This is a genomic window from Phyllobacterium trifolii, from assembly GCF_014192095.1.
Taxonomy (GTDB): Bacteria; Pseudomonadota; Alphaproteobacteria; order Rhizobiales; family Rhizobiaceae; genus Phyllobacterium; species Phyllobacterium trifolii.
In genome coordinates, this window is the sequence record NZ_JACHXN010000006.1 from 17,913 (window position 1) to 43,301 (window position 25,389).

The 25,389-nt window shown below is 56.5% G+C and carries 23 protein-coding genes; 19 read left to right on the forward strand and 4 right to left on the reverse strand.

Going from position 1 to position 25,389, the window contains the following annotated elements; all coding sequences use genetic code 11:
- Positions 1-10: 10 nt before the first annotated feature.
- The 7 genes from FHS21_RS10655 to FHS21_RS10685 all read left to right on the forward strand — a co-directional run bounded on the left by FHS21_RS10655 (position 11) and on the right by FHS21_RS10685 (position 10,946).
- Positions 11-1,198 carry a polysaccharide pyruvyl transferase family protein gene (locus FHS21_RS10655; protein WP_112531194.1) on the forward strand — a complete coding sequence of 396 codons (1,188 nt, stop codon included), beginning with the start codon at positions 11-13 and terminating at the stop codon, positions 1,196-1,198.
- 122 nt (positions 1,199-1,320) lie between these two features.
- Positions 1,321-2,340: a UDP-glucose 4-epimerase GalE gene (galE, locus tag FHS21_RS10660; RefSeq protein WP_183661892.1), complete on the forward strand. Its 1,020-nt coding sequence runs from the start codon at positions 1,321-1,323 to the stop codon at positions 2,338-2,340.
- Positions 2,341-2,598: 258 nt separating this feature from the next.
- On the forward strand, positions 2,599-4,128 hold the full coding sequence (locus FHS21_RS10665) for a DUF6212 domain-containing protein (protein ID WP_112531192.1): 1,530 nt from the start codon (positions 2,599-2,601) through the stop codon (positions 4,126-4,128).
- Positions 4,129-4,133: 5 nt separating this feature from the next.
- Positions 4,134-7,001: a glycosyltransferase gene (locus FHS21_RS10670; protein ID WP_112531191.1), complete on the forward strand. Its 2,868-nt coding sequence runs from the start codon at positions 4,134-4,136 to the stop codon at positions 6,999-7,001.
- Between the two features lie 2 nt (positions 7,002-7,003).
- Positions 7,004-8,344, forward strand: a complete 1,341-nt coding sequence (locus FHS21_RS10675; protein ID WP_112531190.1) for a polysaccharide pyruvyl transferase family protein — start codon at positions 7,004-7,006, stop codon at positions 8,342-8,344.
- Positions 8,341-9,180, forward strand: a complete 840-nt coding sequence (locus tag FHS21_RS10680) for a glycoside hydrolase family 16 protein (protein ID WP_183661894.1) — start codon at positions 8,341-8,343, stop codon at positions 9,178-9,180. Before FHS21_RS10675 ends, FHS21_RS10680 begins: the two co-directional genes overlap by 4 nt.
- A complete protein-coding gene (locus FHS21_RS10685; protein WP_112531188.1) occupies positions 9,177-10,946 on the forward strand; it encodes a CDC27 family protein in 1,770 nt (589 codons plus the stop codon). The genes FHS21_RS10680 and FHS21_RS10685 overlap by 4 nt, the downstream gene beginning before the upstream one ends.
- 52 nt (positions 10,947-10,998) lie before the next feature.
- On the opposite strand, the gene pcaF is transcribed toward FHS21_RS10685, so the two are convergent.
- From pcaF to FHS21_RS10700, 3 genes are read right to left on the reverse strand one after another with little or no spacing between them, the layout of a single operon-like run.
- A complete protein-coding gene (pcaF, locus tag FHS21_RS10690) occupies positions 10,999-12,204 on the reverse strand; it encodes a 3-oxoadipyl-CoA thiolase (protein ID WP_112531187.1) in 1,206 nt (401 codons plus the stop codon).
- Entirely contained in the window at positions 12,204-12,977 is a 774-nt protein-coding gene (locus FHS21_RS10695) for a CoA-transferase subunit beta (protein WP_112531186.1), read from the reverse strand. The genes pcaF and FHS21_RS10695 overlap by 1 nt, the downstream gene beginning before the upstream one ends.
- An 11-nt stretch (positions 12,978-12,988) precedes the next feature.
- Positions 12,989-13,849, reverse strand: a complete 861-nt coding sequence (locus FHS21_RS10700; RefSeq protein ID WP_112531185.1) for a CoA transferase subunit A — start codon at positions 13,847-13,849, stop codon at positions 12,989-12,991.
- A gap of 122 nt (positions 13,850-13,971) precedes the next feature.
- Between FHS21_RS10700 and FHS21_RS10705 the strand changes: the two genes are divergently transcribed.
- Positions 13,972-14,727 carry an IclR family transcriptional regulator gene (locus tag FHS21_RS10705; protein ID WP_112531184.1) on the forward strand — a complete coding sequence of 252 codons (756 nt, stop codon included), beginning with the start codon at positions 13,972-13,974 and terminating at the stop codon, positions 14,725-14,727.
- Here the strand turns inward: FHS21_RS10705 and pcaQ are convergent.
- Positions 14,724-15,647: a pca operon transcription factor PcaQ gene (gene pcaQ / locus FHS21_RS10710; protein ID WP_112531183.1), complete on the reverse strand. Its 924-nt coding sequence runs from the start codon at positions 15,645-15,647 to the stop codon at positions 14,724-14,726. The two genes, FHS21_RS10705 and pcaQ, sit on opposite strands and share 4 nt — an antisense overlap.
- A 97-nt stretch (positions 15,648-15,744) precedes the next feature.
- On the opposite strand from pcaQ, the gene pcaD reads away from it, so the two are divergent.
- The 11 genes from pcaD (at position 15,745) to efeU (ending at position 25,366) form a co-directional block, all read left to right on the forward strand.
- Positions 15,745-16,551, forward strand: a complete 807-nt coding sequence (gene pcaD, locus FHS21_RS10715) for a 3-oxoadipate enol-lactonase (RefSeq protein ID WP_112531182.1) — start codon at positions 15,745-15,747, stop codon at positions 16,549-16,551.
- Positions 16,548-16,955: a 4-carboxymuconolactone decarboxylase gene (pcaC, locus tag FHS21_RS10720; RefSeq protein ID WP_112551804.1), complete on the forward strand. Its 408-nt coding sequence runs from the start codon at positions 16,548-16,550 to the stop codon at positions 16,953-16,955. Before pcaD ends, pcaC begins: the two co-directional genes overlap by 4 nt.
- A 13-nt stretch (positions 16,956-16,968) precedes the next feature.
- Entirely contained in the window at positions 16,969-17,709 is a 741-nt protein-coding gene (gene pcaH / locus FHS21_RS10725; protein WP_112531180.1) for a protocatechuate 3,4-dioxygenase subunit beta, read from the forward strand.
- 2 nt (positions 17,710-17,711) lie between these two features.
- Positions 17,712-18,323, forward strand: coding sequence for a protocatechuate 3,4-dioxygenase subunit alpha (gene pcaG / locus FHS21_RS10730; RefSeq protein ID WP_183661964.1), 612 nt, complete (start codon positions 17,712-17,714; stop codon positions 18,321-18,323).
- 3 nt (positions 18,324-18,326) lie between these two features.
- A complete protein-coding gene (locus FHS21_RS10735) occupies positions 18,327-19,382 on the forward strand; it encodes a 3-carboxy-cis,cis-muconate cycloisomerase (protein ID WP_112531178.1) in 1,056 nt (351 codons plus the stop codon).
- Positions 19,383-19,565: 183 nt separating this feature from the next.
- Entirely contained in the window at positions 19,566-20,738 is a 1,173-nt protein-coding gene (locus FHS21_RS10740; RefSeq protein ID WP_183661896.1) for an ABC transporter substrate-binding protein, read from the forward strand.
- Between the two features lie 33 nt (positions 20,739-20,771).
- On the forward strand, positions 20,772-21,635 hold the full coding sequence (locus tag FHS21_RS10745; RefSeq protein ID WP_112531176.1) for a branched-chain amino acid ABC transporter permease: 864 nt from the start codon (positions 20,772-20,774) through the stop codon (positions 21,633-21,635).
- Positions 21,632-22,630, forward strand: coding sequence for a branched-chain amino acid ABC transporter permease (locus FHS21_RS10750; protein ID WP_112531175.1), 999 nt, complete (start codon positions 21,632-21,634; stop codon positions 22,628-22,630). The genes FHS21_RS10745 and FHS21_RS10750 overlap by 4 nt, the downstream gene beginning before the upstream one ends.
- Entirely contained in the window at positions 22,627-23,388 is a 762-nt protein-coding gene (locus FHS21_RS10755; RefSeq protein WP_183661897.1) for an ABC transporter ATP-binding protein, read from the forward strand. The genes FHS21_RS10750 and FHS21_RS10755 overlap by 4 nt, the downstream gene beginning before the upstream one ends.
- Positions 23,366-24,088 carry an ABC transporter ATP-binding protein gene (locus FHS21_RS10760; RefSeq protein ID WP_112531173.1) on the forward strand — a complete coding sequence of 241 codons (723 nt, stop codon included), beginning with the start codon at positions 23,366-23,368 and terminating at the stop codon, positions 24,086-24,088. Before FHS21_RS10755 ends, FHS21_RS10760 begins: the two co-directional genes overlap by 23 nt.
- A gap of 444 nt (positions 24,089-24,532) precedes the next feature.
- The gene (gene efeU, locus FHS21_RS10765) at positions 24,533-25,366 is read left to right on the forward strand and encodes an iron uptake transporter permease EfeU (RefSeq protein WP_112531172.1); all 834 of its coding nucleotides are present in this window, start codon (positions 24,533-24,535) and stop codon (positions 25,364-25,366) included.
- Positions 25,367-25,389: the final 23 nt, after the last annotated feature.

Below are 25,389 nucleotides of genomic sequence, written 5' to 3' on the forward strand. Positions count from 1 at the left end.
AGGAAACCCCATGGCACGTGTACTGGTAATGATCCCATCGGGCGAGGTCTACGATCACGACAGTGTTCGCTGGTACCAGCACAGCAATGTGCAGCGTAGTATCAATCACTACCATAATATCGGCGACGCTTTTGTCTTCGATTCGTCGTTGAAATTGATGAACTACGAAAAGCAGGCTGAATTGCCGATCATGAATCCGAACATGGATCACATCGATCGCCTGCGGGAGGAATATGACTACGTCATTCTTCGCGGCTCGAACTATGTTCACCAGCACATGGACTGGACTGATGCCATCCCGGTTCTGAAGCGGCTCGGTCTGCCGGTGATTGCCTTTGGAATAGGGGCTCAAGCTCCAGTCGAAGGCCAATTGGAACTCTCCGAGCAAACGAAGACAGTTCTGAAGGTGATAGCGGACTCGACGGCTTCGGTCGGTGTGCGTGGAGCTTATTCTGCACAGGTCATGAGCGATATTGGCATTAAAAACGTTCGCATTATTGGCTGTCCGACCGCATTCCGCCGCAACGATCCTGAGATGAGAATAGAACTGCCGCGGCTTGATGAGGTGCAAAATATCGGGATCACCATCCGGCGTGAGGTCTCGCCGACCTACGCCCAGGATATCGAACGTTACCTGACGTTTCATCGCGATCTCGTCAAGGAAATGGCAGGTCGCTTCGATGCGACCCTGATGGCCCAGGGCGAAGTCGAAGAAAAAAAGCTGGTTTTCGGGACAGATGACCAGAAGGAAGAAGCGATTGCGGCTCTGAAAGCTAACAAATGGGCTTCCGACTGGTATCTGGATGAGACGGTTGAAAAGCTCTACCGCGAACGCATGTTCTACTCCGATGTCGTCGCCGATTATGAGAGCCTCGTCCGGACAAAAGAACTCGTTCTCGGTTATCGGCTGCACGGCAATCTCATGGCCTTGGCCAATGGCGTGCCTTCTATCTACTTCACCTATGACAGCCGCACCGTGGAGTTTGCCGAGACCTATCAAATCCCGAGTTTCGATGTGTTCAGCGGCGGGAAGTTCAGGCTGGAGGATTATTGGGACCAGGCGCTCTTAGATAAATACAATCGGGCTTGGTACCGGACCTATGGCGAAATGTACCGCTTTCTGACGGAAAACGGGGTGGATCACAAAATGGTGGAGACCGATAAGCAGGTGCCGGATTCGGTTCGCCGTGTCGCATGATTCCAGTGCGACTTTCGGGGAGGGAACGCAGCAGGTTGGGGAGGTCTAACCAAAATTCGCTAATTGGCAAAAGCCAGGTGCTTACAAACAATCCCTCAAACAGAATTCCAGGAGTTTCCCCAATGACCGTTCTTGTTACAGGTGGTGCTGGCTATATAGGCAGCCACATGGTGCTCGCGTTGAAAGACGCGGGACGATCCGTTGTCGTGCTCGATGATCTGAGCTGCGGTTTTTCCTGGTTGGTGCCCGAAGACGTCCCGTTCATCGAGGGCGATGTCGGCGATCAGGCGCTCGTGCGCGATGTGATCCGCACGCACGGAGTGACCGCGATCCTGCATTTTGCCGGCTCTATCGTTGTGCCGGATTCCGTGCGCGATCCGCTTTTCTATTACCGCAACAACACGGTGCAGTCGCGCGCGTTGATCGAGGCGGCTATCGCCGAAGGTATCGAGCATTTCATTTTTTCGTCCACGGCCGCCGTCTATGGCGAGCCCGAGAAGACGCCAATTACCGAAGAAATGCCGCATCAACCGATTTCACCTTATGGCACGTCAAAACTGATGACGGAGTGGATGTTGCGCGATGCGGCAGCTGCTCATCCGGATTTCAACTATGTTGCGCTGCGCTATTTCAACGTGGCCGGCGCCGATCCGCAACTGCGTTCCGGACAGTCGTTCCCGCGCGCAACCCATCTGATCAAGATCGCCAGCCGGGCTGCGACGGGCGAACGCTCTCATATTGAGGTTTATGGTACGGACTACCCGACAGCCGACGGAACCTGTATCCGCGATTATATCCATGTCAGCGATCTGGCTCAGGCGCATCTCTGCGCGCTGAACTACCTGGAAGCTGACGGCAAAAGCACTTCCGCCAATTGCGGATATGGTTATGGCTACTCGGTGCTTGAGATCATCGACGCGGTCAAGCGCGTATCGGGCATTGATTTTGCGGTACGCATGGCGCCTCGACGTGCCGGTGATCCCGCTATTCTGGTGGCTGGCAATGATCGGGTCTGCAATGAATTTGGTTTCTCACCCAAGCGCGCCGATCTTGACCTGATCGTTGGGGATGCTCTTGCTTGGGAACGAAAACTGCAATCGATGAGAGCGGATGACGAGCCGGAAAAGCGCATTGCCGTCTAGCCATTTTTATGAGTATGGCAGCGCCGGTGTTCGAACGCCGGCGCCGCTATAGTAACATGCAATAAACCAGCAAATACTTTGAATTTTGAAATAAATTACTTTCACAATGATTGTAAGTTACACGAAGAATAAAAACGCACGTAATCAAATATTTTAGTGTTGCGCTGCAATATATTTATGTGACAAGCTTCATCAATCTGCCATTCTATTTGTATAGAGACACGGTTCGGCGCCTGTGGTTGGTCAAGGATTAGGGACATGACGGTTCAGACTTCGTATAAGCTTTCGCCGGTTGCGAAATCTTTGAGAGAAATAGATTTGCTGAAGGAGCCGATCCTGCTTCGCATGGGCATTGACCATGACGAGCTGCCCGAAGGCCTGTCGAAAGCAATAAAAATTCTGGGTTTCGAAGGTGTCAAGGATGACGCCGCTATGTTGTCGGATTCATCCGGCAGGAAATTCGAGATGCATGAGGCGCCCTTGTGCACTCTGGCTGTTCTCATCAATCCCGTTCATCGGGGCCGGGAAAAGCGATTACTAGACTGGTTGAAAAGCCGTGGCGTAGTCGACGAACCAACTGTTTTTGAATGGCATGCCGGGCGGGAGATTGAGACGGCAGGTTTGATCATCCAGAAGCTCGCGAGCCTAGTGGTGTTCGAAGCGAGGAAAATCACGCAGTCAAATCGCGAATTGCTTGCCTTGCGCACTTTGAATGACAATCTTCAGAATCGGTTTGCTGCTGTCGAGAGTTTTGTCGACAGGCAGGGATTGCAACCCTTCGATCTCGCCTTCTCAAACGAACCGGTCAGCAGTTCCTCGCGCTCCAACGTTCTGGCCGATGCTTCATTCGAAGGGGTATCGCAAATCCTTCCAGTCGCCAGCGCAGGCGTGAGTGCCATTGCCATCCATTTCGAACGTCTGATGCAACGTGACGATACCACTCTGCATGCCCAGTTGGTGACGTTGGAAGACATGTGTGTTGTAGAGAGCTGGGTGGTGCCGCTTTCAAAACTTGGTCAGGGCTGGAACTATCTGGGCCTCTCGCGAACGCTTGCCGGCTTGCGGCGGACGCTGAGCCTGCGCCTTCGTATCGAGGGCATGGATGATGAAATGCCGCTGTTGTCGCTTGGCGGACTTCAACCGCTCGACATGTTTCAGGTTCGAGACGCGGCAAACGACACACCGCTGCTGAAGAACAGCCTTGCGATGCAAATCTGGTGCGGAATGCCCGGCGTTCTGCTTCCGAGTTGGGCAAACTATTTGCCGGCTCAATCCCAGGACACAAGAGACGGCGGCTTTCGGGAAATGCCGATGGCAACCGGCATTCTCGAGCTGGCGGACCTATCCAATACGGACGAGATTTCGTTCGACTTTGCAGCCATACTCCCTCTGCCCGAGGAGAGAGCCATCGGCTGCCATCCGCCATCAAGCGGTATAACGATCGGCCATATACCGGCAGCCTGCCCGCCCAATATCCTGCGCATCTCGTCCAGTGCAGTCATCGATAATGAAGAATCGAAGGATGTCGATTTTGCCCTGGTAATTGCGAGCGACATTCGAACTGCCCGTCAGCTATTCGATGAGCAACGGACACCCGGCGCCGGAGAAGGATTTTCAGGTTGGATTAGTGTTGCACCGGGTGAAGAGCCGCGGCTCAATGCCTTCATTACTGAACAGGTTGGCGTGTGGCAGAACATCTACATTGCAACCCGAATGAAGGACAATCCCGGAGACAACGCTTTCGCTTGGGCGAAATTCCGTAACATCAGCCTCATGGTCAACGGATAATTCTTATGCTGGACCAGATCAAACGTCTCCGAGAACAAATCAGCACGCAATTGCCGTCCGATATCGACCCGGATGGTCCACCGCCCACCAGGGTCGCAGTGCTCATTCCGGCCTACAAGCACTCTGTGCTTCTTGCGGAAGCTGTGGAATCCGTTTTGGCACAAGAAGCGCCTTTCGATATCGCAGCAGTGATCATAGATGACGGCTGTCCCTATCCGGAAACCGGCGAAATCGGACGCACATATGCGCTGGCTCATTCAAACGTCTTTTATCTCCGCAAGGCCAATGGAGGGCTGAGTTCAGCCCGCAATTATGGCATCGAGTTTGCGCTCCGCAATTTCCCGGATCTCGAAGCCGTCTATTTTCTCGACGCCGACAACCGCATTACGCCCACTGCGATCCGCGACATTCTCAATTTCATGAAGTCGGACGACAAGGTCGACTGGATTTATCCGAATATCGACAAGTTCGGCATCGAGTGGAATGGAAACTACACAACGCAGTACTCGCGCCTGCTGCACCTGACCTTTGACAATATTTGCGAAGCCGGCAGTCTGGTTTCGCGGCGTATGCTCGATGCCGGCGTGCGTTTCGATGAGAGCATGAAAGCTGGTTTTGAGGACTGGGACTTCTGGCTGCAGGCTATCGGGCGCGGCTTCCTTGGCGCGAACTATCCCTTCTTCGGCTTCGAATACCGTCAGCGCGCCGAGAGCATGCTGCGCGATTCAAATCGCACGCGAGAAGGCATTTTGACCTACATCCGGCAGAAGCATAAGAAGCTCTTTGCCGCCGAAACCCTGCTTGCCTGGGAACACGAGGAAACGCCGCGCTATGCTGCGATCGGCATGGGCACTTATGCGGTGGATCTGTTCACCGATCCGACAGTCGAGCATGCCAAATGCAGCCTGGAAGATTTTGTCACGCGTTTCTGGGCCGCGAAGGCTGAACCGGAAACCTTCGGTGTTCCACCGTTTCTATTATGGATGACGGCGGCACACAGAGAGGCGCTGACCCGACTCGGCTTGATCCACAACCTGCTGTGGCTGGGCGAGCGGATTGCTCAGAAACACCATTTCGTCGCCATTCGCTTCGAGCGGAACAACGCCAAGGTTGGCATTGACATATGCAAGATCAGCGACGCGGAACCACTTGCCGACAAGCCTTTCGGCTGGATGTGTACATTCGATATTTTCTCGACCTGTGCAGATGATGCATCCGACGATTGGGCGCGCTCACTGCACAAGCCGGTTCCAAGTCCCAATGTGATCGAAATCGTCATCAGCGGGCCATTCACGTCGAGAGAAATGCAAAGTACTGCCTTGTCCCCAACCAATGCCCTTCTGGCTACATTGGGGGCACTGCGCGATTCCGGTTATCGATTGCAGTCCAGAAACCGCTGGCTCTGGCGTTCCGTCTATTTCCCCAATCGCAGCCGCTATTTCGAATTGTTGCGGCATGCTGTGGGCGCAAGGCCGGTAATGCCAAGGCTCGCCCATGCGTCCAATCCACTGCGTGTCGGGTTCCTTTTGCCTATCGGCAGCTTCGGCGGCGTCGAAAAAGTCGCCTATGCTGTGGCGCAGGCGTTGAAGAATGCAGGCTGCGAAGTCCACCTCTTCCTGCTTGGCAAGCCGGTTTATAATCGCATTCCCGAAAACGATGGCGTGTTCAAGACGGTTAACTTCCTCGCAGATGATTACCCGCTCTGGGGCGGTCCCAATCAGTTTGCCGGGCATGATTTGTTGATGGGCCATGATGAGGCCGCGAAAGCCGAGCTGATCATGGGCTTTCTGGCCGGGCTGGATGTGGTGATCAACAATCAGGCAGCTCCGGTCAATTCCATGCTCGGTGAACTTCGCCGCCGCGGCATGAAGGTGCTGAACTATGTTCACGTGCTCGATAAATCGAAAATGGGACGCGATGCAGGCCATCCGTACCTCACGCTCGCCTTCGAACACGTCTATGACACGATCCTGACCTGCTCCAGGGATATGGCGGAGTGGTTGCATGGTATGGGCGTCCCGGATGCCAAACTCATGCACATTCAAAATGCCGCAAGTTACGCACTTTCCTCCAAGGACCAGGAAGCTATCCTCGCAGCGCGCCGCAACAGGCCGCAGCGCGACAGGCTCAATGTTCTTTTCTTGGGACGGCTCGACGCTCAAAAGGGTATCGAGCGATTGTTCGCTTCCGTTCGCGACTTGCGCCAGCACTCAGCCCCGATCGATTGGAAAATCATTGGCAGCGATGTCATGGACGCTGGTGCCGGAGGTTCGTGGAAAGAACGTTTCGCTGAAATAGGCGTTCACGTCGAACCGCCAGTCTTTTCGAGCCGGCACCTGAACAAAGCCTTCGCCTGGGCTGACGTGGTGGTATTGCCGTCGCGCTGGGAAGGTGCACCCTTGACCATTATCGAGGCTCAGCGTCTGGGTTGCGTGCCGATCGCCACTTCAGTCGGCGCGGTCGGCGAACTCATCGACCATGGTATCGATGGTCTGTTGATCGAGTCGACGGACGACAACGTTATCAGCCGGGAACTGACTGAAATCATCATGGCATTGTCAGAGGATCCCGCTGCATTGCGCCGCCTCTCTGAAGCTGCTGCAGAGCGCGGCGGTTCCCTCATGTGGGAACACAGTGTCGAACCGTTGGTGAACCAGTTGAAGTCATGGTTCCCTGACCGGCTTCCCACCCTCCCGGTGGAGACAACCCTGAAGCTTGTCGAACAGACAGTGCCAACCACGCCCGAGCGGATACCATCTTTCGAACGGTTTCCGCGCGAGGCAGCGCCAAAACAGCGTGACGAAATTTCCGAAATCAGGCCGCTGCAGATCGCTGCTGCCGGATCAGCCCACATGCATAATTTGAGGAACTAACGATGAAGAAACTTTTTGTTCTGAATGGTGGCGCCGCGGTCAAGCCTGGCAACAAATCCGCCTATTTGAAGTTTGAGGACCCGCTCGCGGCCTTCAACAAGGGTGGCATCAACACAGGCGACGTTCTCGTCTACGATGCCACACTCAAGGCCCTCGCCTACGACGACATCAAGAACGTGCAGTTCTCCCACGCCGGTAACGAAAAGCTCTGGCCGCAAGACGGAACTTATGATGCTACGGTCGTACGCGGTTCGAACTATCTGACGGAAACCGTCGATCTCGCCCATGTCGTGCCGCTGCTCAAGAAGCTCAAAGGCCCGGTCGTCGCCATCGGTGTCGGTGCACAGGCCGGCAAGTACAAGAAGCTCAACGTGCCAAAAGGCACCGTCGAGGCGTGGAAGATCATCGCCGACAAATGCGAGACGATTGGTGTTCGTGGCTTCTACAGCGCGGAGATATTCAACGATCTCGGCATCAAGAATGTGCGGGTGATCGGCTGCCCGAGCTTTTACCGTTCCTTGCGCCCCTCGATCACGATCAAATCCATCGATCCGGCAACTGCCCGCGTCGGCCTGACACTAAATAAATATCTTTCTGCTGACTATGCCAGCAATGCAACCAAGACCAACCGGATGCAGCGCGCGTTGATCGATGCAGTCGCCAAGCGTCCTTCGAGCAAACTGTACTCACAGGGCGAACGCGAAGAGACACTTGCTATTTTCTCCTCCGGCAAGGAGAAGCAGGACAACATCAAGGCCATCCTCACCAAGTTCAACCTGCTTGGCCACGCCGAGGCGGAAGAGATGCTCAACAATCGCATGAGCGCCTTTTTCGATATCGAGGAATGGGCGGCCGACGCAGCTGCAAATGTGGATGTGATGGTTGGTTTCCGGCTGCACGGCAATGTTATAGCCCTGCATCAGGGAATTCCGGCGGTATTCTTCACCTATGATTCGCGTATACGGGAATTGTCCTCGCTGTTTGCGATTCCATCGATCGAGATCGAGGACTATCTGCCGATCAATCTCGAAAAAATGCTCGAAAAGGCGGACTTCTCCAAGGTTCAGCACGTTTATCGTCTGAACTATGCCGAATATCATCGGTTCCTGACCGAGAACAAGCTGAACCACGTGCTGCCAAAGCCTGTGGCTGCACCTGCAGACAAGCCGCTGTCGGTACCCAATCTTGTGCAGGTTCCGCACAATATCCACGAAGCCGTGGCATGGTTCCGAAGCGAGATCGACTTCATGACCGGAGAGGTGGAAACCTTGCGTAATCGTGCCTGGAATCTCGAAACCAGCCTGCGCAGCCTTAAGGAAGCTCCAGCCAAGGCTGCAGTATGAGGCACGGCCGCGCGCAATTCAGCCGACGTTCCTTCCTGAGCCTTGCGGGCTTGGGGATTGCTTCGGCTGGATTGTTGGCGCGGCCTGCACTTGCTCACGCGCTTTGCTCAGATATTCCCGCGCCACTTCAGCGCGCGGGCGGCAATTGGCAACTCTCGTTCAATGACGATTTCACCGACAATGCCGGCTTCGATCAACGCTGGATCAAGGTTAATGACAGCGGCGGAGAGACAAGGAGCATCCGGATACCTGGGAATGTTGCAATTTCGGGCGCCGGGCTTTCATTGAAACTTGGCCGCAACACGGGCAAGTTGAGTGACAAGCGACCGTTCAGTGGCGGGTATGTGCGAACGCGCGATTTTCGCCAATGCTACGGTTATTTCGAGTGCGAAATGAAGATCGCCAATGAGCCCGGCGTCAACAACGCGTTCTGGCTTACCTCCGTGCGGGAGAGTGAAGGCGATACCCGCTTTGAGCTCGACGTGGCAGAAGCCAAGTATCCCAATCTGGTTCAAGTGACAGCGCGCCGCTGGCTACCTGACAGGCAGGTTTTATCCAAGACCTACCGCCCGCGCTTGAAACTGGCCGATGCTTTCCATCGCTATGGCATGCTGTGGAGCAAGGACCGGTTTCAGTTCTTCTTTGATGACCGGAAAATCTACGAGGCCGGGAACACCTTCGCACACACGCCTGCGCAGCTTCTCTTCAGCAACGCGGTCGCGTCCTTCGCCGGTAAAGATGACGGCGATGTGGATGGCGCGGCAACCTCGGTGAAAAGCATTCGCGTATTCCAAAACAGCGAGTGGCAGGACGTGCCGCTCTGGAGGTGTTCATGAGTGATGATTTCGTTTCCACGTCGCGCGCAGACAAGAGCAAGAAATATCTCCTGGGCAAAAATGGCTGGATTTTTCTCGATCATGATTCAAATCGCGTTATCGACCAGATCACTGGCCGTCATTTGCTGGATCAGCAGGGTGTTGACGCTTGGCGAAAACTGATCCTCGAACGCGATCAATATATAGCTTCGGTCGGTGCTCAACACCTGGTGTTCGTCGCTCCGAACAAGGAGCTCGTCTATTCAGAACAACTTCCGGACTGGGTGGAAATTGCCGAACAACGTCCTATCCACCAGATAATGGCGGCCCTTGGTACGCAACGTTCCCGGAAAATCATTTATCCTCTTGAGGCAATCCGCGCGGGAAAAATGCAAGGCTTGACCTATCCGAAAAGTGATACGCACTGGAGCGGATTTGGGGCCTATATCGGCTATCAAGCCTTTTGCGCAGGCCTTTCGAATAGTGGCATCGAACCGCTGCGGGTGGAAGGGTCGCGGGTGGCGTTTGAAGAGGTTCCCTATATCGGTGATCTGGGTATCAAGTTCGAACCACCTGTCTCGGCGCCCACTTTGTCCGCCCGCATTGAAGGTGCAACTGGCCGCCTCGCCTTCGACAACCGCATTCCGAACCGCGGGCGGATCAGGGTTTTTATCAACAAGGACACAACGCTGCCGCGCTGCGTGATGTTCGGCGATTCCTTTGGCGGCAACCTGTTGCCGTTCCTAAAGGAGAGTTTCAGCACGCTCGTCTATGTCTACGGCAAATCATTTGATCGCGAGTTGGTCGAAGCCTACCAGCCGGATGTTGTCCTGTCGCAATTCGTCGAACGCTTCTTGATCGAGCCACCCGTCGATACGCCGCGCTTCACCTACGCTTCGGTGGTTCGTACCAAGCTGAAGCTTCTGTCGAAGGAAGACTTGGCATTCGCAACACAACAAGCGGCCAGCATCGAACCTGCCATCTTCCCGGTTCGCGCTGTCTACCAGGCCCTGTTGTCCGCACATAGCGGCAAAGCCGTCCCCCCTGATCTTGTTGCGGAGCTGAAAAACCATCACCCGGATAATCCAGAAGCACAGCACATAGTCTCGGTCGAATTGTCTCGCCTTGGTGAGAAGCTCGATGAGGCGCGTATTTACGCCGAGCGCGCAGTCGGCGCTGAGCCCTGGAATGCGCGCTCGCGGCATCAACTGGCCTTGACCCTGATGCGCCTTGAACAACCTGAAGAGGCCGAAGCGCAACTGCGCAAAGCGATCGAACTCGATCGCAGCGTCGATTGGTGGAATTATCAGCTCGCGCAGGTCCTGTTCCGGCAACAGAAATACGAGCCCTGCACTGACGCTTTGCGCGAATACATTGCTCGCCGGCCGGATTCGTCCGATGCTTGGCAGTTGCTCGGGCGCTGCCATGAAGCTTTGAACAATATCGAAGATGCTGCCGAAGCGTTTGTGCGCGCATCCGATGCGAAGCCCGAATGGACCTGGCCGCTGCTGAAGCTTTCCAACCTTCGCGTTCGCAGCAAGACGAATCCGGAGCAAGGTCTGATCGCCACAGATCGCTTGCTCGAAACACTCTTCCATGCACGCGAACGCGCGGAAGTCTACATGCTGAGGTCGCAACTCTACGAGGTGAACGGGCAACGCGACAAGGCTATCGACGCTGCAGTTCGAAGCACCGAACTTGCGCCGGATTGGCAATGGGCCGAGAGGACGCTGGCGCGGCTACGCGCACAAGAAACGCGCCAGGCCGGTACAGCCAAATCGAGATAGCAAACCAGCGGGAATTTTTGTCTGGATTTCGCGAGCGCGCCAAATCGTCCGTTCAAACTCTCTCGAGTGCGACGGCAATCCCTTGCCCAACGCCAATGCACATGGTGGCAAGTGCGCGTTTCGCGCCACGCAGATTGAGTTCCAGCGCAGCGGTGCCTGTGATCCGGGCACCGCTCATGCCAAGTGGATGACCCAGCGCTATAGCGCCGCCATTCGGATTGACGAACTCGGCATCATCGGCAATGCCAAGCGCCCGAAGTGTCGCGAGTCCCTGCGAGGCAAACGCCTCGTTGAGTTCGATGATATCGAAATCTTTCGGCGAAATGCCAAGCCGGGCACAGAGCTTCACGGAGGCTGCGATCGGCCCGATACCCATGATACGGGGCGGTACACCAGCAGTTGCGCCACCGGCGATACGGGCAATCGGGGTCAGGCCATACTTCTTCGCGGCGGCTTCGGAAGCGACGATCAGTGCTGCCGCGCCGTCGTTGACGCCCGATGCATTGCCCGCTGTAACCGACCCGCCTTTACGGAACGGCGTGGGGAGTTTCGCCAGTTGCTCGATTGTGGTTTGGGGACGCGGATGTTCGTCCTGGTCAAGAATGATTGCATCACCCTTGCGCTGCGGAATCGTGACCGGCGTGATTTCGCGGGCAAGGCGTCCGTTCGCTATTGCCGTCCCGGCCTTTTGCTGGGATCGCACGGCAAAAGCATCCTGATCTGCACGCGATACATTGAAGTCCTCGGCAACGTTCTCGCCAGTCTCAGGCATTGAATCGACGCCATATTCTTGCTGCATCAGTGGATTGATGAAACGCCAACCGATCGTTGTGTCGTGAACCTCGGCATGGCGCGAAAATGCACTTTCCGCTTTCGGCATTACGAAAGGGGCGCGAGACATGGATTCGACACCGCCGGCGATCGCAAGTTCGATTTCGCCAGCCTTGATCGCACGGGCGGCAGTGATGACGGCATCCATACCCGAGCCGCACAGGCGGTTCATGGTTGTTCCGGGGACGCTCACTGGAAGCCCGGCGAGCAGCAGCGCCATGCGCGCCACATTGCGATTATCTTCGCCAGCCTGGTTGGCGCAACCGTAAATCACTTCGTCAATAGCTTCCCAATCGATACTTTTATTGCGTTCGATCAGTGCCTTTAACGGAATTGCGCCAAGATCATCGGCGCGAACGGAGGCCAGGGTTCCGCCAAAGCGACCGATGGGCGTGCGTATATAATCGCAGATGTAAACTTCGGTCATCAGGCAGCCTCATGTGCTTTCTTGGTGCGGGCATTGATGTCGCGGAGCACGGAGATTTCGGCTGTCGTCGGCACCGGAGTTTCCGCGACTGTCTCAGCAAAGCGAACCGGCCAGCCGCAATTCTCTTCGATCGTCGCGCGGCTCACACCCGAATGGATCGATACAACCGTCAATTCCTTGGTTGCAGCATCGGGCTCAAATATACAAAGGTCGGTGATAACGCGTGTCGGACCCTTGGTCTTCATCCCAAGCCCCGCCCGATGATCGCCGCCCTCTCCGTGCCCCATCGACGTGATGAAGTCGAGATGGTCGACAAAACCACGCTTGTTGAGCGCCATGGTTATATAGATCTGGCCGCAATTGCCGGCGATTTCGGGTGCGCCGCCGCCACCCGGCAGGCGAACTTTCGGCTTGTCATAGTCACCGACAACGGTCGTGTTCAGATTGGCGAACCGATCGATCTGCGCGCCGCCGAGAAAGCCAGTGGTAATGCGTCCGCCCTGCAACCAGTAGCGGAACATCTCCGGCACGGACACCGTGCACAAGGCGGTATCGCACAGTTCACCATCGCCGATCGAAAGCGGCAGAACGTCAGGTTTGGTTCCGATCGTGCCGCTTTCGTAGATAAGTGTGATATCCGGCGCGTGGGTAAGCCGCGCAACGTTACATGCTGCCGATGGCGCGCCGATGCCGACGAAACACACGTCATCATTGGTCAAAGCGCGGGCTGCAGCGATCGTCATCATCTCTGTTGGTGTAAATTCAATCGACATGACGATACTCCTTACGCTGCTTTTGCCGAACGCTTGCCGACATGGCGTGCGAAATCTTCGGGCTTTCCGCCACGCACGTGCTCCTTGATCCAGGCCGTAAAACTATCGCGGTCACGTGCGATCTTGTCCCAGGCAATGTAAAAAGCGTTGGAGCGTGCATAGTAGCCGTGCGCATACGACGGAAACGCACCGCCAGGTACATGAACAACGGAGCTGACGGCCCATGTCGGCAGAACCACCGCATTGGGTGATGGCGGGTCGAGTTCATCAACGATTTCTTCCACCGTGGCGATCGAGCGTTTGGCCGCAAGCACAGCTTCTTTTTGGACGCCGGAGATGCCTTCGATCAGCACATTGCCTTTGCGGTCTGCGCGCTGGGCGTGGATAATAGAGACGTCGGGGCGAATCGACGGGACAGCAGCAAGGACTTCGCCAGTGAACGGGCAGGTAATCGATTTGATGTTCGGGTTAACCTTTGCAAGATCCGCGCCGATATAGCCGCGGAGCATCGCGAATGGCAGGTTGGCCGCCCCAGCCTCATAGGCGTTTGCCATGGCGGCGTGCGAATGCTCCTCGATTTCGAGCGGGCGTGGCCATTGGTTCTCGACTGCATCGCGAAAACGGTGCAACGAGCCAACGCCCGGATTGCCGCCCCAGGAGAATTTCATACCGCGTGCTGCGCCGACGCCGATCAACTGGTCATAAATCAGGTCTGGTGTCATCCGGATGAGAAAAAGCTCCTTGCGATCCTGCCGGATGATTTCGTGGCCAGCCGCATAGGGGATCAGGTGGGTGAAGCCTTCCATCGCAATGGAATCGCCGTCCCTGACATTCTCTTCAATCGCTTCGGAAAGCGTGCAAATCCGCGCCACATCTCTCTCCCTATCTAGAATTCCTCATCTTTTGATTAGTGCTTCATTGGCCGAAAGGTCAAATCTTTTGTGCGTTATCTGATTTTTGTTCGTATATCGCACAAAGCGTGCTAGAGTTTGGTATGCGAGAAACAGACTTCATCAGTGGTTTTGCCAAGGGCCTCTCGGTAATCGAGGCATTCGATGCAGCGAATCCGCGTCTTTCAATAACGGACATATCGAGAATTACCGGCCTCGAACGCGCAACCGCCCGGCGCTGTCTCTTGACGTTGGCACAACTCGGCTATGCCGACTACGATGGCAAATTCTTCTCGCTGTCACCGCGAATACTGCGTCTTGGCCATTCCTATCTTACGGCGACTCCCTTGCCCCGCCTGCTACAGCCTTTTCTTGATCAACTGTCGGAAAAGACCGGCGAAAGCGCATCGGCTTCCGTCCTCGATGGCAATGAGATCGTTTATATCGCCCGGGCATCTCATAAGCGGGTCATGTCGATCAATCTTAATCCCGGAAGCCGCCTGCCCGCCTATTGCTCGTCCATGGGGCGAGTCTTGCTCGCCGCAATGAATGACGGCGATGCGAAGAGTATTCTGGAGAGTAGCAACCGCAAAGCGAATACGCCGAATACAAAAACGACTATTGCTGAGTTGATGGCTGAGTTGCAACTGATAAGCGAGCAGGGATATGCCGTCATCGATCAGGAATTGGAGATTGGTCTCTGTTCGATTGCCATCCCGGTGCGCAATATGCGAGGTACCACTATTGCGGCACTTAACGTCGGTGCACAGGCACCGAGGGTTACTGTTGATGAAATGGTCACAACCTATCTACCGGTGATGCAATCAACTCGCGATACGCTTGCGGGCCTGCTGGTTTAGTTTGGTGACCCTTCAGTTGCTGCTTCGCGGATAGTCTGCATCAGGATCATCAACGGTAGTGAAGGCGTTATGTCAGCGCGGATCGTGAGGCCAACCGGCCCCCTGGTTTCGCTTGTGTCTATGGGCAAAAGCGCCAAACTCCCATCGTCGACGTCATTGGCAACGACGCCCGATGAAATAATCCAAACCGCGTTACTGGAGCGAACAAAGGCGCGGCCGAACGCGTCGGATACCGTCTCGATTTGCGTAGGCAGGTTTGCTACCCCATTGACGATGAGAAAACGGTCGACGAAGGGCCGGATAATCGATGCCCTGGTTGGCATGAGAATGGGAAAATCGGCAAGAAGCGAAAAGATATCCTGTTGTGAGTTCAGGAGCGGATGACTGGCGCTGACGGCGAAAACCACCTGCTCCGAATAGAGATGTTCGAACGAGAATCCCGTCATTTTCTCAGGAGCTGCAAGGCGGCCAACAACGAGATCGAGATCGCCGAGGCGAAGCTGCTCCAACAGCACTGCGTTTTCGCCCGTAACAATCTTGATGCGACTTTGCGTTCCCTCTTGCAGAAACAAACTGATGGCATGCGGCATCACGCGGGTAGACACTGTCGGTAAAGCGCCAATGCGGATGGGGACGCCCTCCCCCGACCGTTCATTGGAAACCGAATCAATGCCTTGGCGCAATGCCGTGATGGCGGCGCCGGCGTGGCGAAGGAACACCTCGCCATAACGCGTGATCCTGATGCCGCGGCCGTCGCGTTCGAATACGGCAACCCCAAGCTCGTTTTCCATTTCACGGATTGTTTTGGTGACAGCCGGTTGACTGATATGAAGGATTGCTGCTGCCTTCATCACGCTCTTCTGACGTGCGACTTCCAGAAAAGTTTGCAGATGGCGAAACTTGATGCGACTGTCGATCATGGAGTTTCATAACCCATCAGTTAAGAGAATGCGATAGAATATTATTTTACCTAACCAAACGGATAATCCATGATGGCTTATTGAATGGGAGGCTTCTGTGCAATTCGTTTCTAGCAATGGCTTAACACTGCACTATCAATTGATCGGGGCACCGGAAGGCAAGCCCGTGTTGGTCTTTGCAAATTCCCTTGGTACCGACTTGCGTATCTGGCGCGATGTAATCCTTCGCCTTGTCGGCGATTTCGCCATCGTGACATATGACATGCGCGGACATGGTCTTTCGGATATTGGTACGGCGCCCTATTCCATCGATGATCACACCGCTGACCTTGCAGGTCTCCTTGATTATCTTGAGGTCAGGAACGCGGTTATCTGTGGCCTATCGGTTGGCGGACTGGTGGCGCAAGGACTCTATGCGGCGCGGCCGGATCTGGTGCGTGCACTGATCCTTTGCGATACCGCCCATAAGATCGGCTCTGCGGAGATGTGGGTGGCCCGCATCGCGGCGCTTGAGCAAGGCGGCATTGAAGCCATCGCGGATGGTGTGCTCGAAAAATGGTTCACTCCTCCCTTCCACAAGCAGCGTCGTGACGAACTTGCCGGATATCGCAATATGCTGACCCGCCAGGCCATCGGAGGGTATATCGGGACGTGTGCTGCGTTGCGCGATGCCGATTTTACAATCGAAGCATCGCGCATCGCGGTCCCGACCATTTGCATCGTTGGCGATCAGGATGGGTCAACGCCACCGGAAGTTGTGCTTTCGCTGGCGAAGCTCATTCCTCGTTCACGTTACGAGGTGATCAAGGACGCAGGACATATTCCCTGCGTGGAGCAGCCGGAAGCGCTGACGGCGGTGATACGGGCATTTATCGACGAGTTTCAACTTGGAGAAAAAGCATGACGTCTGCAGACGTTCCTTCCCGTCGCTATGCTGAAGGCATGAAAACACGCCGGATTGTCCTCGGCGATGCACATGTCGATCGCGCCGAGGCAAACAAGACGGCCTTTGACGAGCCATTTCAACAGCTTATCACTGAAGCAGCTTGGGGTCATGTCTGGTCGCGGCCGGGCTGGACGAAGCGGCAGCGCTCGATTGTAACCATCGCGCTGTTGGCAGCATTGGGCCAAAACGAGGAACTGGTCATGCATATCAAGGCGACGGCGAACACTGGCGCGACCCAGGACGATATTTGCGAGGCGCTGCTGCACGTTGCAATCTATGCGGGCGTTCCGGCGGCCAACCATGCGATTAAACTGGCGAAGCAGGTCTATAAAGACCTCGCTGCAGCCGAAAAGACAGCCTGACGGGAGGCCCACAATGTCCAACAGGAAGCCGGAGACCGGCGCATTCTTTCAGCGCGACAGGCAGTGGCATCCGCCAGCCTATACGCCAGAGTACAAGACGAGCGTCGTGCGTTCGCCGCAGAGAGCGTTGATTTCATTCGATAATACACTCTCGGAGATCACCGGTCCGGTGTTCGGCCATTCGATGCTGGGCGAACTCGACGCCGATCTTATCTACAATTATGCGAAGCCCGGCGAGAGCGCGATCGGGCAGCGCATTATTGTTCGCGGCAGAGTTGTAGACGAACGCGGCAAGGGTGTTGCGGGTGCACTCCTGGAATTCTGGCAGGCCAATGCAGGTGGACGCTATCGGCACAAGCGCGAGGGATATCTTGCGGCGCTCGATCCCAATTTCGGCGGGTGCGGCCGGACCATCACCGACGACGATGGCTACTACCGATTTCGCACGGTCAAGCCGGGGGCATATCCTTGGCCGAACGGTGTGAATGACTGGCGCCCGGCGCATATTCACTTCTCGGTGTTCGGCCATGGTTTCGCGCAGAGGTTGATTACCCAGATGTATTTCGAGGGCGATCCGATGATCTGGAATTGCCCGATCGTCAAATCCATTCCGGACAAGGCAGCAATAGAACAGCTCATCGCGGCGCTCGATATGAACAACACCATTCCGATGGATGCACGCGCCTATAAATTCGATATCGTGTTGCGTGGCCGCCGCTCGACCCTGTTCGAAAACCGCATGGAGGGCAACTGATGGTGCAACAATTGGGCTACCTGAAGGAAACGCCCTCGCAGACAGCGGGACCATATGTCCATATCGGCTGCACGCCGAATTTCTGTGAGATTACAGGGGTTTACGAGAACGATCTTGGCATCTCTATGGTCAATGACAAGACGTTGGGCGAGCGAATTACTCTCCGCGGGCGGGTTTTCGACGGCACCGGAACGCCATTGCGTGACGCCTTGCTTGAGATCTGGCAGGCCGACAGCAAGGGGCTCTACAACAGTCCATCCGAGTTGCGCGGCACCGCCGATCCCAATTTTACAGGGTGGGGACGCTGTCCGACGGACATGGAGACGGCCGAATATCGCTTCGAAACGGTGAAGCCGGGACAGGTTCCCTTCAAGGACGGGCGTATGATGGCGCCGCATGTCACGGTCTGGATCGTGGCGCGAGGGATCAACATAGGGTTGCAGACGCGGGTCTATTTCGACGACGAGAAAGAGGCGAATGACAAGGACCCGATCCTGCAACGCATCGAGCATCGCAATCGCGTCCCGACGTTGATCGCGAAACGCGATGGGTCGAGCTATGTCTTTGATATCTATCTGCAAGGCGACAAGGAAACCATCTTTTTCGATGTATAGGCGATGAGTATTTCTCCTTTCGATCATCCGTTTTTATCCGGTTTGATCGGCGATGAAGAAGCAGCGCAATGGTTCTCGGCGGAGAGCGATATTGCGGCAATACTTCAGTTCGAAAGCGCTTTGGCCAAGGCGCAAGCTACTGAAAATATTATCGAAAACGCGGCCTCTGAGGCCATTGAAAAGGCGTGCCAGGCTTTTTCACCCGACATGGCCGCACTCAAATCGGCGGTTGCATTGGATGGTGTCGTCATCCCGGAACTTATCCGGCAATTGCGCGAGACGATTCCGTTAGAGCATCGCGCGTCCGTGCATCTCGGAGCGACCAGCCAGGACGTCATCGACACGAGCCTGATGATCCGGCTGAAGGCGGTAATGACACGCCTCGAAACCGGATTGTCCGGTATCATCGCCGATCTGGATCAACTTGAAAAGGCGTTTGGGAACAATGGCTTGATGGGGCATACCCGCATGCAGGCGGCCATCCCGATAACAGTCAGGGACCGTATCGAATCCTGGCGCACACCGCTGCTGCGTCATCGCAAGCGCCTCGATCTATTGAAGCTCGATTTCCCGGTGATCCAATTCGGCGGAGCGGCAGGAACGCTGGAGAAACTGGGGGATAAAGGACCAGCGGTTCGCGAGCGAATGGCCGCCCTACTCGGCCTTCACGATACACCGCAATGGCACAGTCAGCGCGACATCATCGTTGAATTTGCTGACTTTGTATCGCTGATTTCAGGTTCGCTTGGCAAAATCGGCCAGGATATTGCGCTTCTTGCACAAGGCTCGACGGAGCTCAAATTGAGCGGTGGCGGCAAGTCGTCGGCGATGCCGCACAAGCAAAATCCGGTCCTTGCTGAACTTCTGGTTGCGCTCGCCCGTTACAATGCCACGCAAGTTTCCGGCATGCACCACGCCTTGGTTCACGAGCAGGAACGTTCGGGTGCCGCATGGACTTTGGAGTGGATGATATTGCCATCCATGGTTGCAACGACAACGACCGCGCTGCGCTCGGCCAGCACGTTGCTCGGTTCGATTGAGAGCCTTGGCAAGGCGTGATTTCAACCACACGCAACTAAAATGCAATTGCGAGTGGAAAATCTTGCGCCAGAATCCGCATTTCTTGCACCAGAATCGCCAGGTCTTATGTGAGAATCGCATTTTTTCGTTTCATTCCCGCTTCGGAAACCGCTGGTCGTGTGCAATGTTCTGAAAAAGCCATTTTCGATTGAGGGAGGAACCATGAAAAAGCTCATTGTGGCCCTCGCCGCATCAATTTTGATGAGTGCGAGCGCCTATGCCGAAGTCATCAAGATTGGCGTTGTCGGACCCTTCTCGGGACCATTCGCGATACAGGGTAAAAACTTCAAGGCGGGCATCGACGCCTATATAGCAACCCATGGTAACAAGGTCGGCGAGAACACGATTGAAATCCTCTACCGGGATGTGCCGCAGGCCGATCCGGCCCAGTCGAAAGCACTGGCGCAGGAATTGGTGGTCAAGGAAGGCGTGCAATATCTCGCCGGCTTCTATTTCACCCCGGACGCCATGGCGGTCACTCCCCTGCTCAAGCAGGCGAATGTGCCTATGGTCATCATGAACGCGGCGACGTCGGCCATCGTCACCAAGAGCCCGCTGGTTGTCCGCACGTCATTCACCACATGGCAGACCTCTGCGCCGATGGCGAAGATAGCGCGCGAGCGCGGTGTGGAGAAGGCAATTACAGTCGTCAGCGATTACGGCCCGGGTGTCGATGCGGAGAACGCGTTCAAGACGACGTTCGAGAAAGAAGGCGGCAAGGTTGTCGAATCCATCCGCATGCCGCTGTCGACCAATGATTTCAGTCCGGTGATGCAGCGGGTGCGCAATTCCGGGGCACAGGCGGTTTTTGCCTTCCTGCCGTCGGGCCCGACCACGCTCGGTTTCGTCAAGGCCTATAACGAGAACGGCCTGAAGCAGGCGGGCATCCAGTTTCTCGCGCCGGGCGACCTGACGCAGGAATCCGACCTGCCGGTGATTGGCGATGCGGGCCTCGGCATCCTGACGACGTTCCATTATTCACTGGCGCACAATTCACCGGAGAACAAGGCATTTGTCGCCGCGGCCCAAAAGGCGATCGGCAACCCGGCCGAACTCTCCTTCCCTTCGGTCGGCGCCTATGATGGCATGTATGTCATCAGCAAGATGATCGAAGCGACCGGCGGCAAGCAGGATGCGCAGAAGGCAGTCGATGCCGTTAAGGGCCTCACTTGGGAAAGCCCGCGCGGTCCGGTCTCGATCGATCCGGAAACGCGCCACATCACCCAGAACATCTATCTGCGTGAAGTATCGAAGGGTGCCGACGGCGTCTACTTCAACAAGGAAATCAAGACGTTTGAGAAGCAGCCGGATCCGGGATTGGCGGCTGCAAAATAGCCCCGCGCCCGAAGCGCCAACCGGGATGATGTGATGCAGACGTTCTTCAGCATTGGCGTCGATGCCCTGGCCTACGGGATGATCCTGTTCGTCATCTCGATCGGCCTTTCGGTGACCATGGGCCTGATGCGGGTGATCAACCTCGCCCACGGCGCATTCGCCATGATCGGGGGCTATATCGCTTCCTATGCGGCGCGCGATCTCGGGCTTGCCTATGGCCTGGCGATCGTGATTGCCGTGCTTGGCACGATCATCATTGCCGTTCCCCTGGAACGTTTTCTCTATCGGCGGATTTACGGCGCACCGGAGCTGACGCAGGTGCTGATGACCATTGGCATCACCTTTTGCGTCATCGGCCTTGCCAATTACGTGTTCGGTCCGACGCTGAAGACAATCCCCCTCCCCACTGGACTGCAGGGTCCCGTCGATATCGGTTTCCGTACCATCGCGGCGCACAAGCTGTTTGCCATCGGCTGCGGTGTGGTTGTTGCGTTGGGGCTGTGGTATCTGATCGAGCGCACGTCCTTCGGTGTCAAACTGCGCGCCTCGGTGGACAATACGGCGATGGCGGCGGCGCTCGGCGTTCGCACCAAGATCGTCTATGCAGCAAGTTTCGCGCTTGCTGTTGGGCTTGCAGCCTTTGGCGGGGTGATCGGTGCGGAACTGTTGCCGGTCGAACCCTATTACGCCCTGCGCTACATGGTGACGTTTCTTGTCGTCGTTTCGGTTGGCGGTGCGGGCTCCATCCCCGGCGCGCTGATCGCCTGCCTGCTGCTGGGTGCCATCGATACGACCGGGCGCTACCTCGTGCCGGAATATGGCGAGTTCTTCTTCTATCTCGCGGTGATCGCCATCGTCTGGGTGTTTCCGCGTGGTCTGATGGGAAGAGCCAAATGAGCGCCGGGGCATCTGTCACCGCGATGCCTGCCGAAAACAGGGGCTGGCAGCGCGACCTCATTGGCATCGCCGCCATATTGGTTGCGGCCATAGCCGGATACTTCCTGTTTCCCAACAATCTGGCGCTGCTGACACGCATGATCGCGATCATGCTGCTGGTCCTGTCGCTCGATCTGGTGACCGGATATTGCGGCGTTGCGACGCTCGGCCATGCCGCACTCTTCGGCAGCGGCGCCTATGCGGCCGGGATCGCCGCGGCGCATTTCGGGATCACCGAACCGCTCACCATGATCGCCATCGGCGCAGTTGGCGGTGCTTTGGCGGGGCTGATTTCGGGCGTCGTCATCCTGCGCGGACATGGCCTCGCCCAGCTTGTGCTGTCCATCGCCATCATCCACCTCTTTCACGAGGCCGCCAACAAGGCATCGGAATATACCGGAGGCAGCGATGGGCTTTCCGGCATCTCGCCCGATCCCATCCTCGGCGTCTTCGAGTTCGATCTCTGGGGCCGTACCGCCTATGTCTTTGGCATCGTCCTGCTCCTCCTTGTATTCATACTCCTGCGCATTCTGGTCCGGTCACCCTTCGGCATGCTTTGCCGGGGTATCCGGCAGGATCCTGTTCGGGTCAGCGCAATGGGTGCCTCGGTCAAGCTCACCCTGATCAAGATGTATGTGATCTCGGGGTTGGTCGCGGGTGTCGGCGGCGCCTTCAATGCGGTATCGACCCAGGTCGTCGGCCTCGACAGCCTGAGCTTCACCAATTCCGCCGAAGCACTCGTCATGCTGGTTCTGGGTGGAGTAGGCTCGCTCTATGGAGCGCTGATCGGCACGATTGCCTTTGTCTGGATCGAAGACCTTGTCTCTGCCGCCAATCCGTTCCATTGGCTGACGATCGTCGGCGCACTGCTGATTGCCGTGGTGCTGTTTGCGCCCAAGGGGCTTTATGGCACGGCCGCGACCCTCGTCGAGCGATACAGGCGAGGTGGCAAATGAGTGCACTCTTCGAGGTCGATCACCTCCAGAAGGCCTTTGGCGGGCTGAACGTCACGCGCGATGTCTCGCTGGCGCTGTGCAAGGGTGACCGCGTGGCGCTGATCGGCCCGAACGGCGCCGGAAAAACCACCTTCGTCAATCTGGTAACCGGCCATTTGCGTCCGGACTCCGGACAGGTCCTGATGGGCGGCGAAGACATTTCGAATTTCAATCCTATGAAACGCGTGCGAGCCGGGCTGGTTCGCTCGTTTCAGGTAACACGGCTTTTCGCCGAGATGACCCCGGAAGAACATGTCGCGCTGGCGATCCTGCAGCGGCAAGGCAAGTCCGGCCGGATGGCTGGTTCCTTTCAGGCCATGCCGGACGTGATGCGCGAAACATATGAAATTCTCGAGACGCTCAATCTGACGGCACTGGGACGGGTGCCGGTCAGCGAGATCTCTTATGGGCAACAGCGCCTTTTGGAAATTGCGCTGGCGCTGACGCTTCGACCGAAGGTGCTGTTGCTCGACGAACCCGCGGCGGGCGTGCCGCACAGCGATACGTTCCTGATCGAAAACGCATTGGCGCAACTGCCTGCCGATCTCGCGGTGCTGATGATCGAGCATGACATGGATCTGGTTTTTCGTTTTGCCAAGAGGGTGATCGTGCTGGCGGCGGGTGAAATCATCTTCGACGGCCTGCCTGTCGATGCGACGAATGATTTGCGGGTACGCGAAGCCTATCTCGGAGGGTATGCCAATGGCAGCGCGGCTTGAAGTCAAAGGTCTGAGCGCCGGTTACGGCCCAACCCGGGTCCTTGAAAATATTTCCTTCACCGCCGAGGCTGCTTCGCGCATCGCGGTGCTTGGGCGAAACGGCGTCGGCAAGACGACATTGTTTGCAACACTTGCGGGGCAGACACGGCGCTATGACGGCACGATCAAACTGGGCGATGCGGACCTTACCCACATGGAAAGCTCCGCCCGGGCCTGGAGCGGGCTTGGCTTCGTACCGCAATCACGCAGCATCTTTCCATCGCTGACTGTCGAAGAGAACCTCTTCGTCGGGTTGAAGGGAAGGCCGCGCAGTGCGTTGCACGAGGCTTACGACATGTTCCCGCGTCTCTACGAGCGGCGGGCAAATTCCGGGGCAAAACTTTCCGGTGGGGAACAGCAGATGCTCTCGACCGCCCGCACCATTCTCGGCAAGCCGACTGTGCTGCTGCTCGATGAACCGCTGGAAGGGCTGGCGCCGGTCATATGCGAGGAACTGATGGCGGCGTTTTCGCAACTCGCCTCGAGCGGCGAGATGACCATCCTGCTCGTCGAGCAGCGTATCCAGAGCGCTCTCGATTTTGCCGAACGGGTGATCATTCTCGAACGCGGTCGTATTGTATGGGATGGTTCCTCGGAACAACTGGCGGGTGATCGCGACACGGTCGATCAATTGCTTGGCGTGGCGAGCGTTCCGCACTAGCGACCCAATCCTTTGACAAGATGATCCTTGACATAGCGAAGTTCCCCTCACCCTCCCCCTTGTGGGGAGGAGGCTGCGAAGCAGCAGGGAGGGGCTTTGAAACATCGAAATAAGAGAAAGACCCCTCCCCGTCGCTACGCTCCGTCTTCCGGGGCGAGCCACGGGTCTCGCCCGCCATCGGCCCCCGCAAGGGGGAGGGTATCGGCCAGCGCGGTGAGATTGTGGAAAGAATGTGGCGGCGCAGGGGGACATCTCCACGCCGGGTTGCATTCGATTGTGGATTGAAACAATCAACATATTGGAATAATTGACAAATTTCCTCCGGTTATTCCTTAGAATTCTTCTAATAGATTGTTATTGCTTCGTTTTTCGCGACGGTCTATGACTCCCGCGGCGCCAGGCTCGTCTCAAAGAGACGCCAATGGTTGGCCGAGGGTCTGATCTATGCTGGTTCCATTCCTGATAATGCTGCGTGAGGGCATCGAGGCGGCTCTGATCGTGGGCATTGTCGCGAGCTATCTGAAACAGACCGGTCGTGGCGAATGGATGCCGGCGGTTTGGGTCGGGATTCTGCTTGCCATAGCGCTGTCGCTCTTCGTCGGAGCCGGGCTGCAGATGGTCAGCGCCGAGTTCCCCCAGAAGGCGCAGGAATTCTTCGAGGCCATTGTCGGGCTGATTGCCGTCATCGTTTTGTCGTCGATGGTATTCTGGATGCGCAAGGCTGCGCGCTCGATCAAATCCGACCTCCACCATTCGATCGACTCGGCGTTTTCGCATTCGACAGGACAGGCCCCTGCGCTGATTGCCATGGTGTTCTTCGCCGTGGCCCGCGAAGGGCTCGAATCGGTATTCTTCCTGCTCGCCATTTTCCAGCAGAGCACCAACAGCGATGCGCCGCTTGGCGCGCTTCTCGGCATTCTGGTGTCGATCGTGCTTGGCTACGGCATCTATATGGGCGGTATCCGCCTCAATCTGCGCCGGTTCTTCTTCTGGACGGGTCTTTTCATACTGGTGGTCGCTGCCGGGATATTGGCGGGCACGTTGCGGCATTTCCACGAGGCGGGCGTCTGGAACAGCCTCCAGACAGTCGTCATCGACCTGAGCGGGATCCTGCCGGTCAGCAGCCCATTGGGTACGCTGCTCTCCGGAATGTTCGGCTACCAGGACATGCCGACGCTGGGCGAAGTCATCGTCTATGTCGCCTTCCTATCCATCAGCATCTTCATGTTCCTGCGTCCAATGGGCAGTCGTACAGCTGCCGCCCAACCTTCCCATTGATCGCCACCCCGAAAGAAATTTTA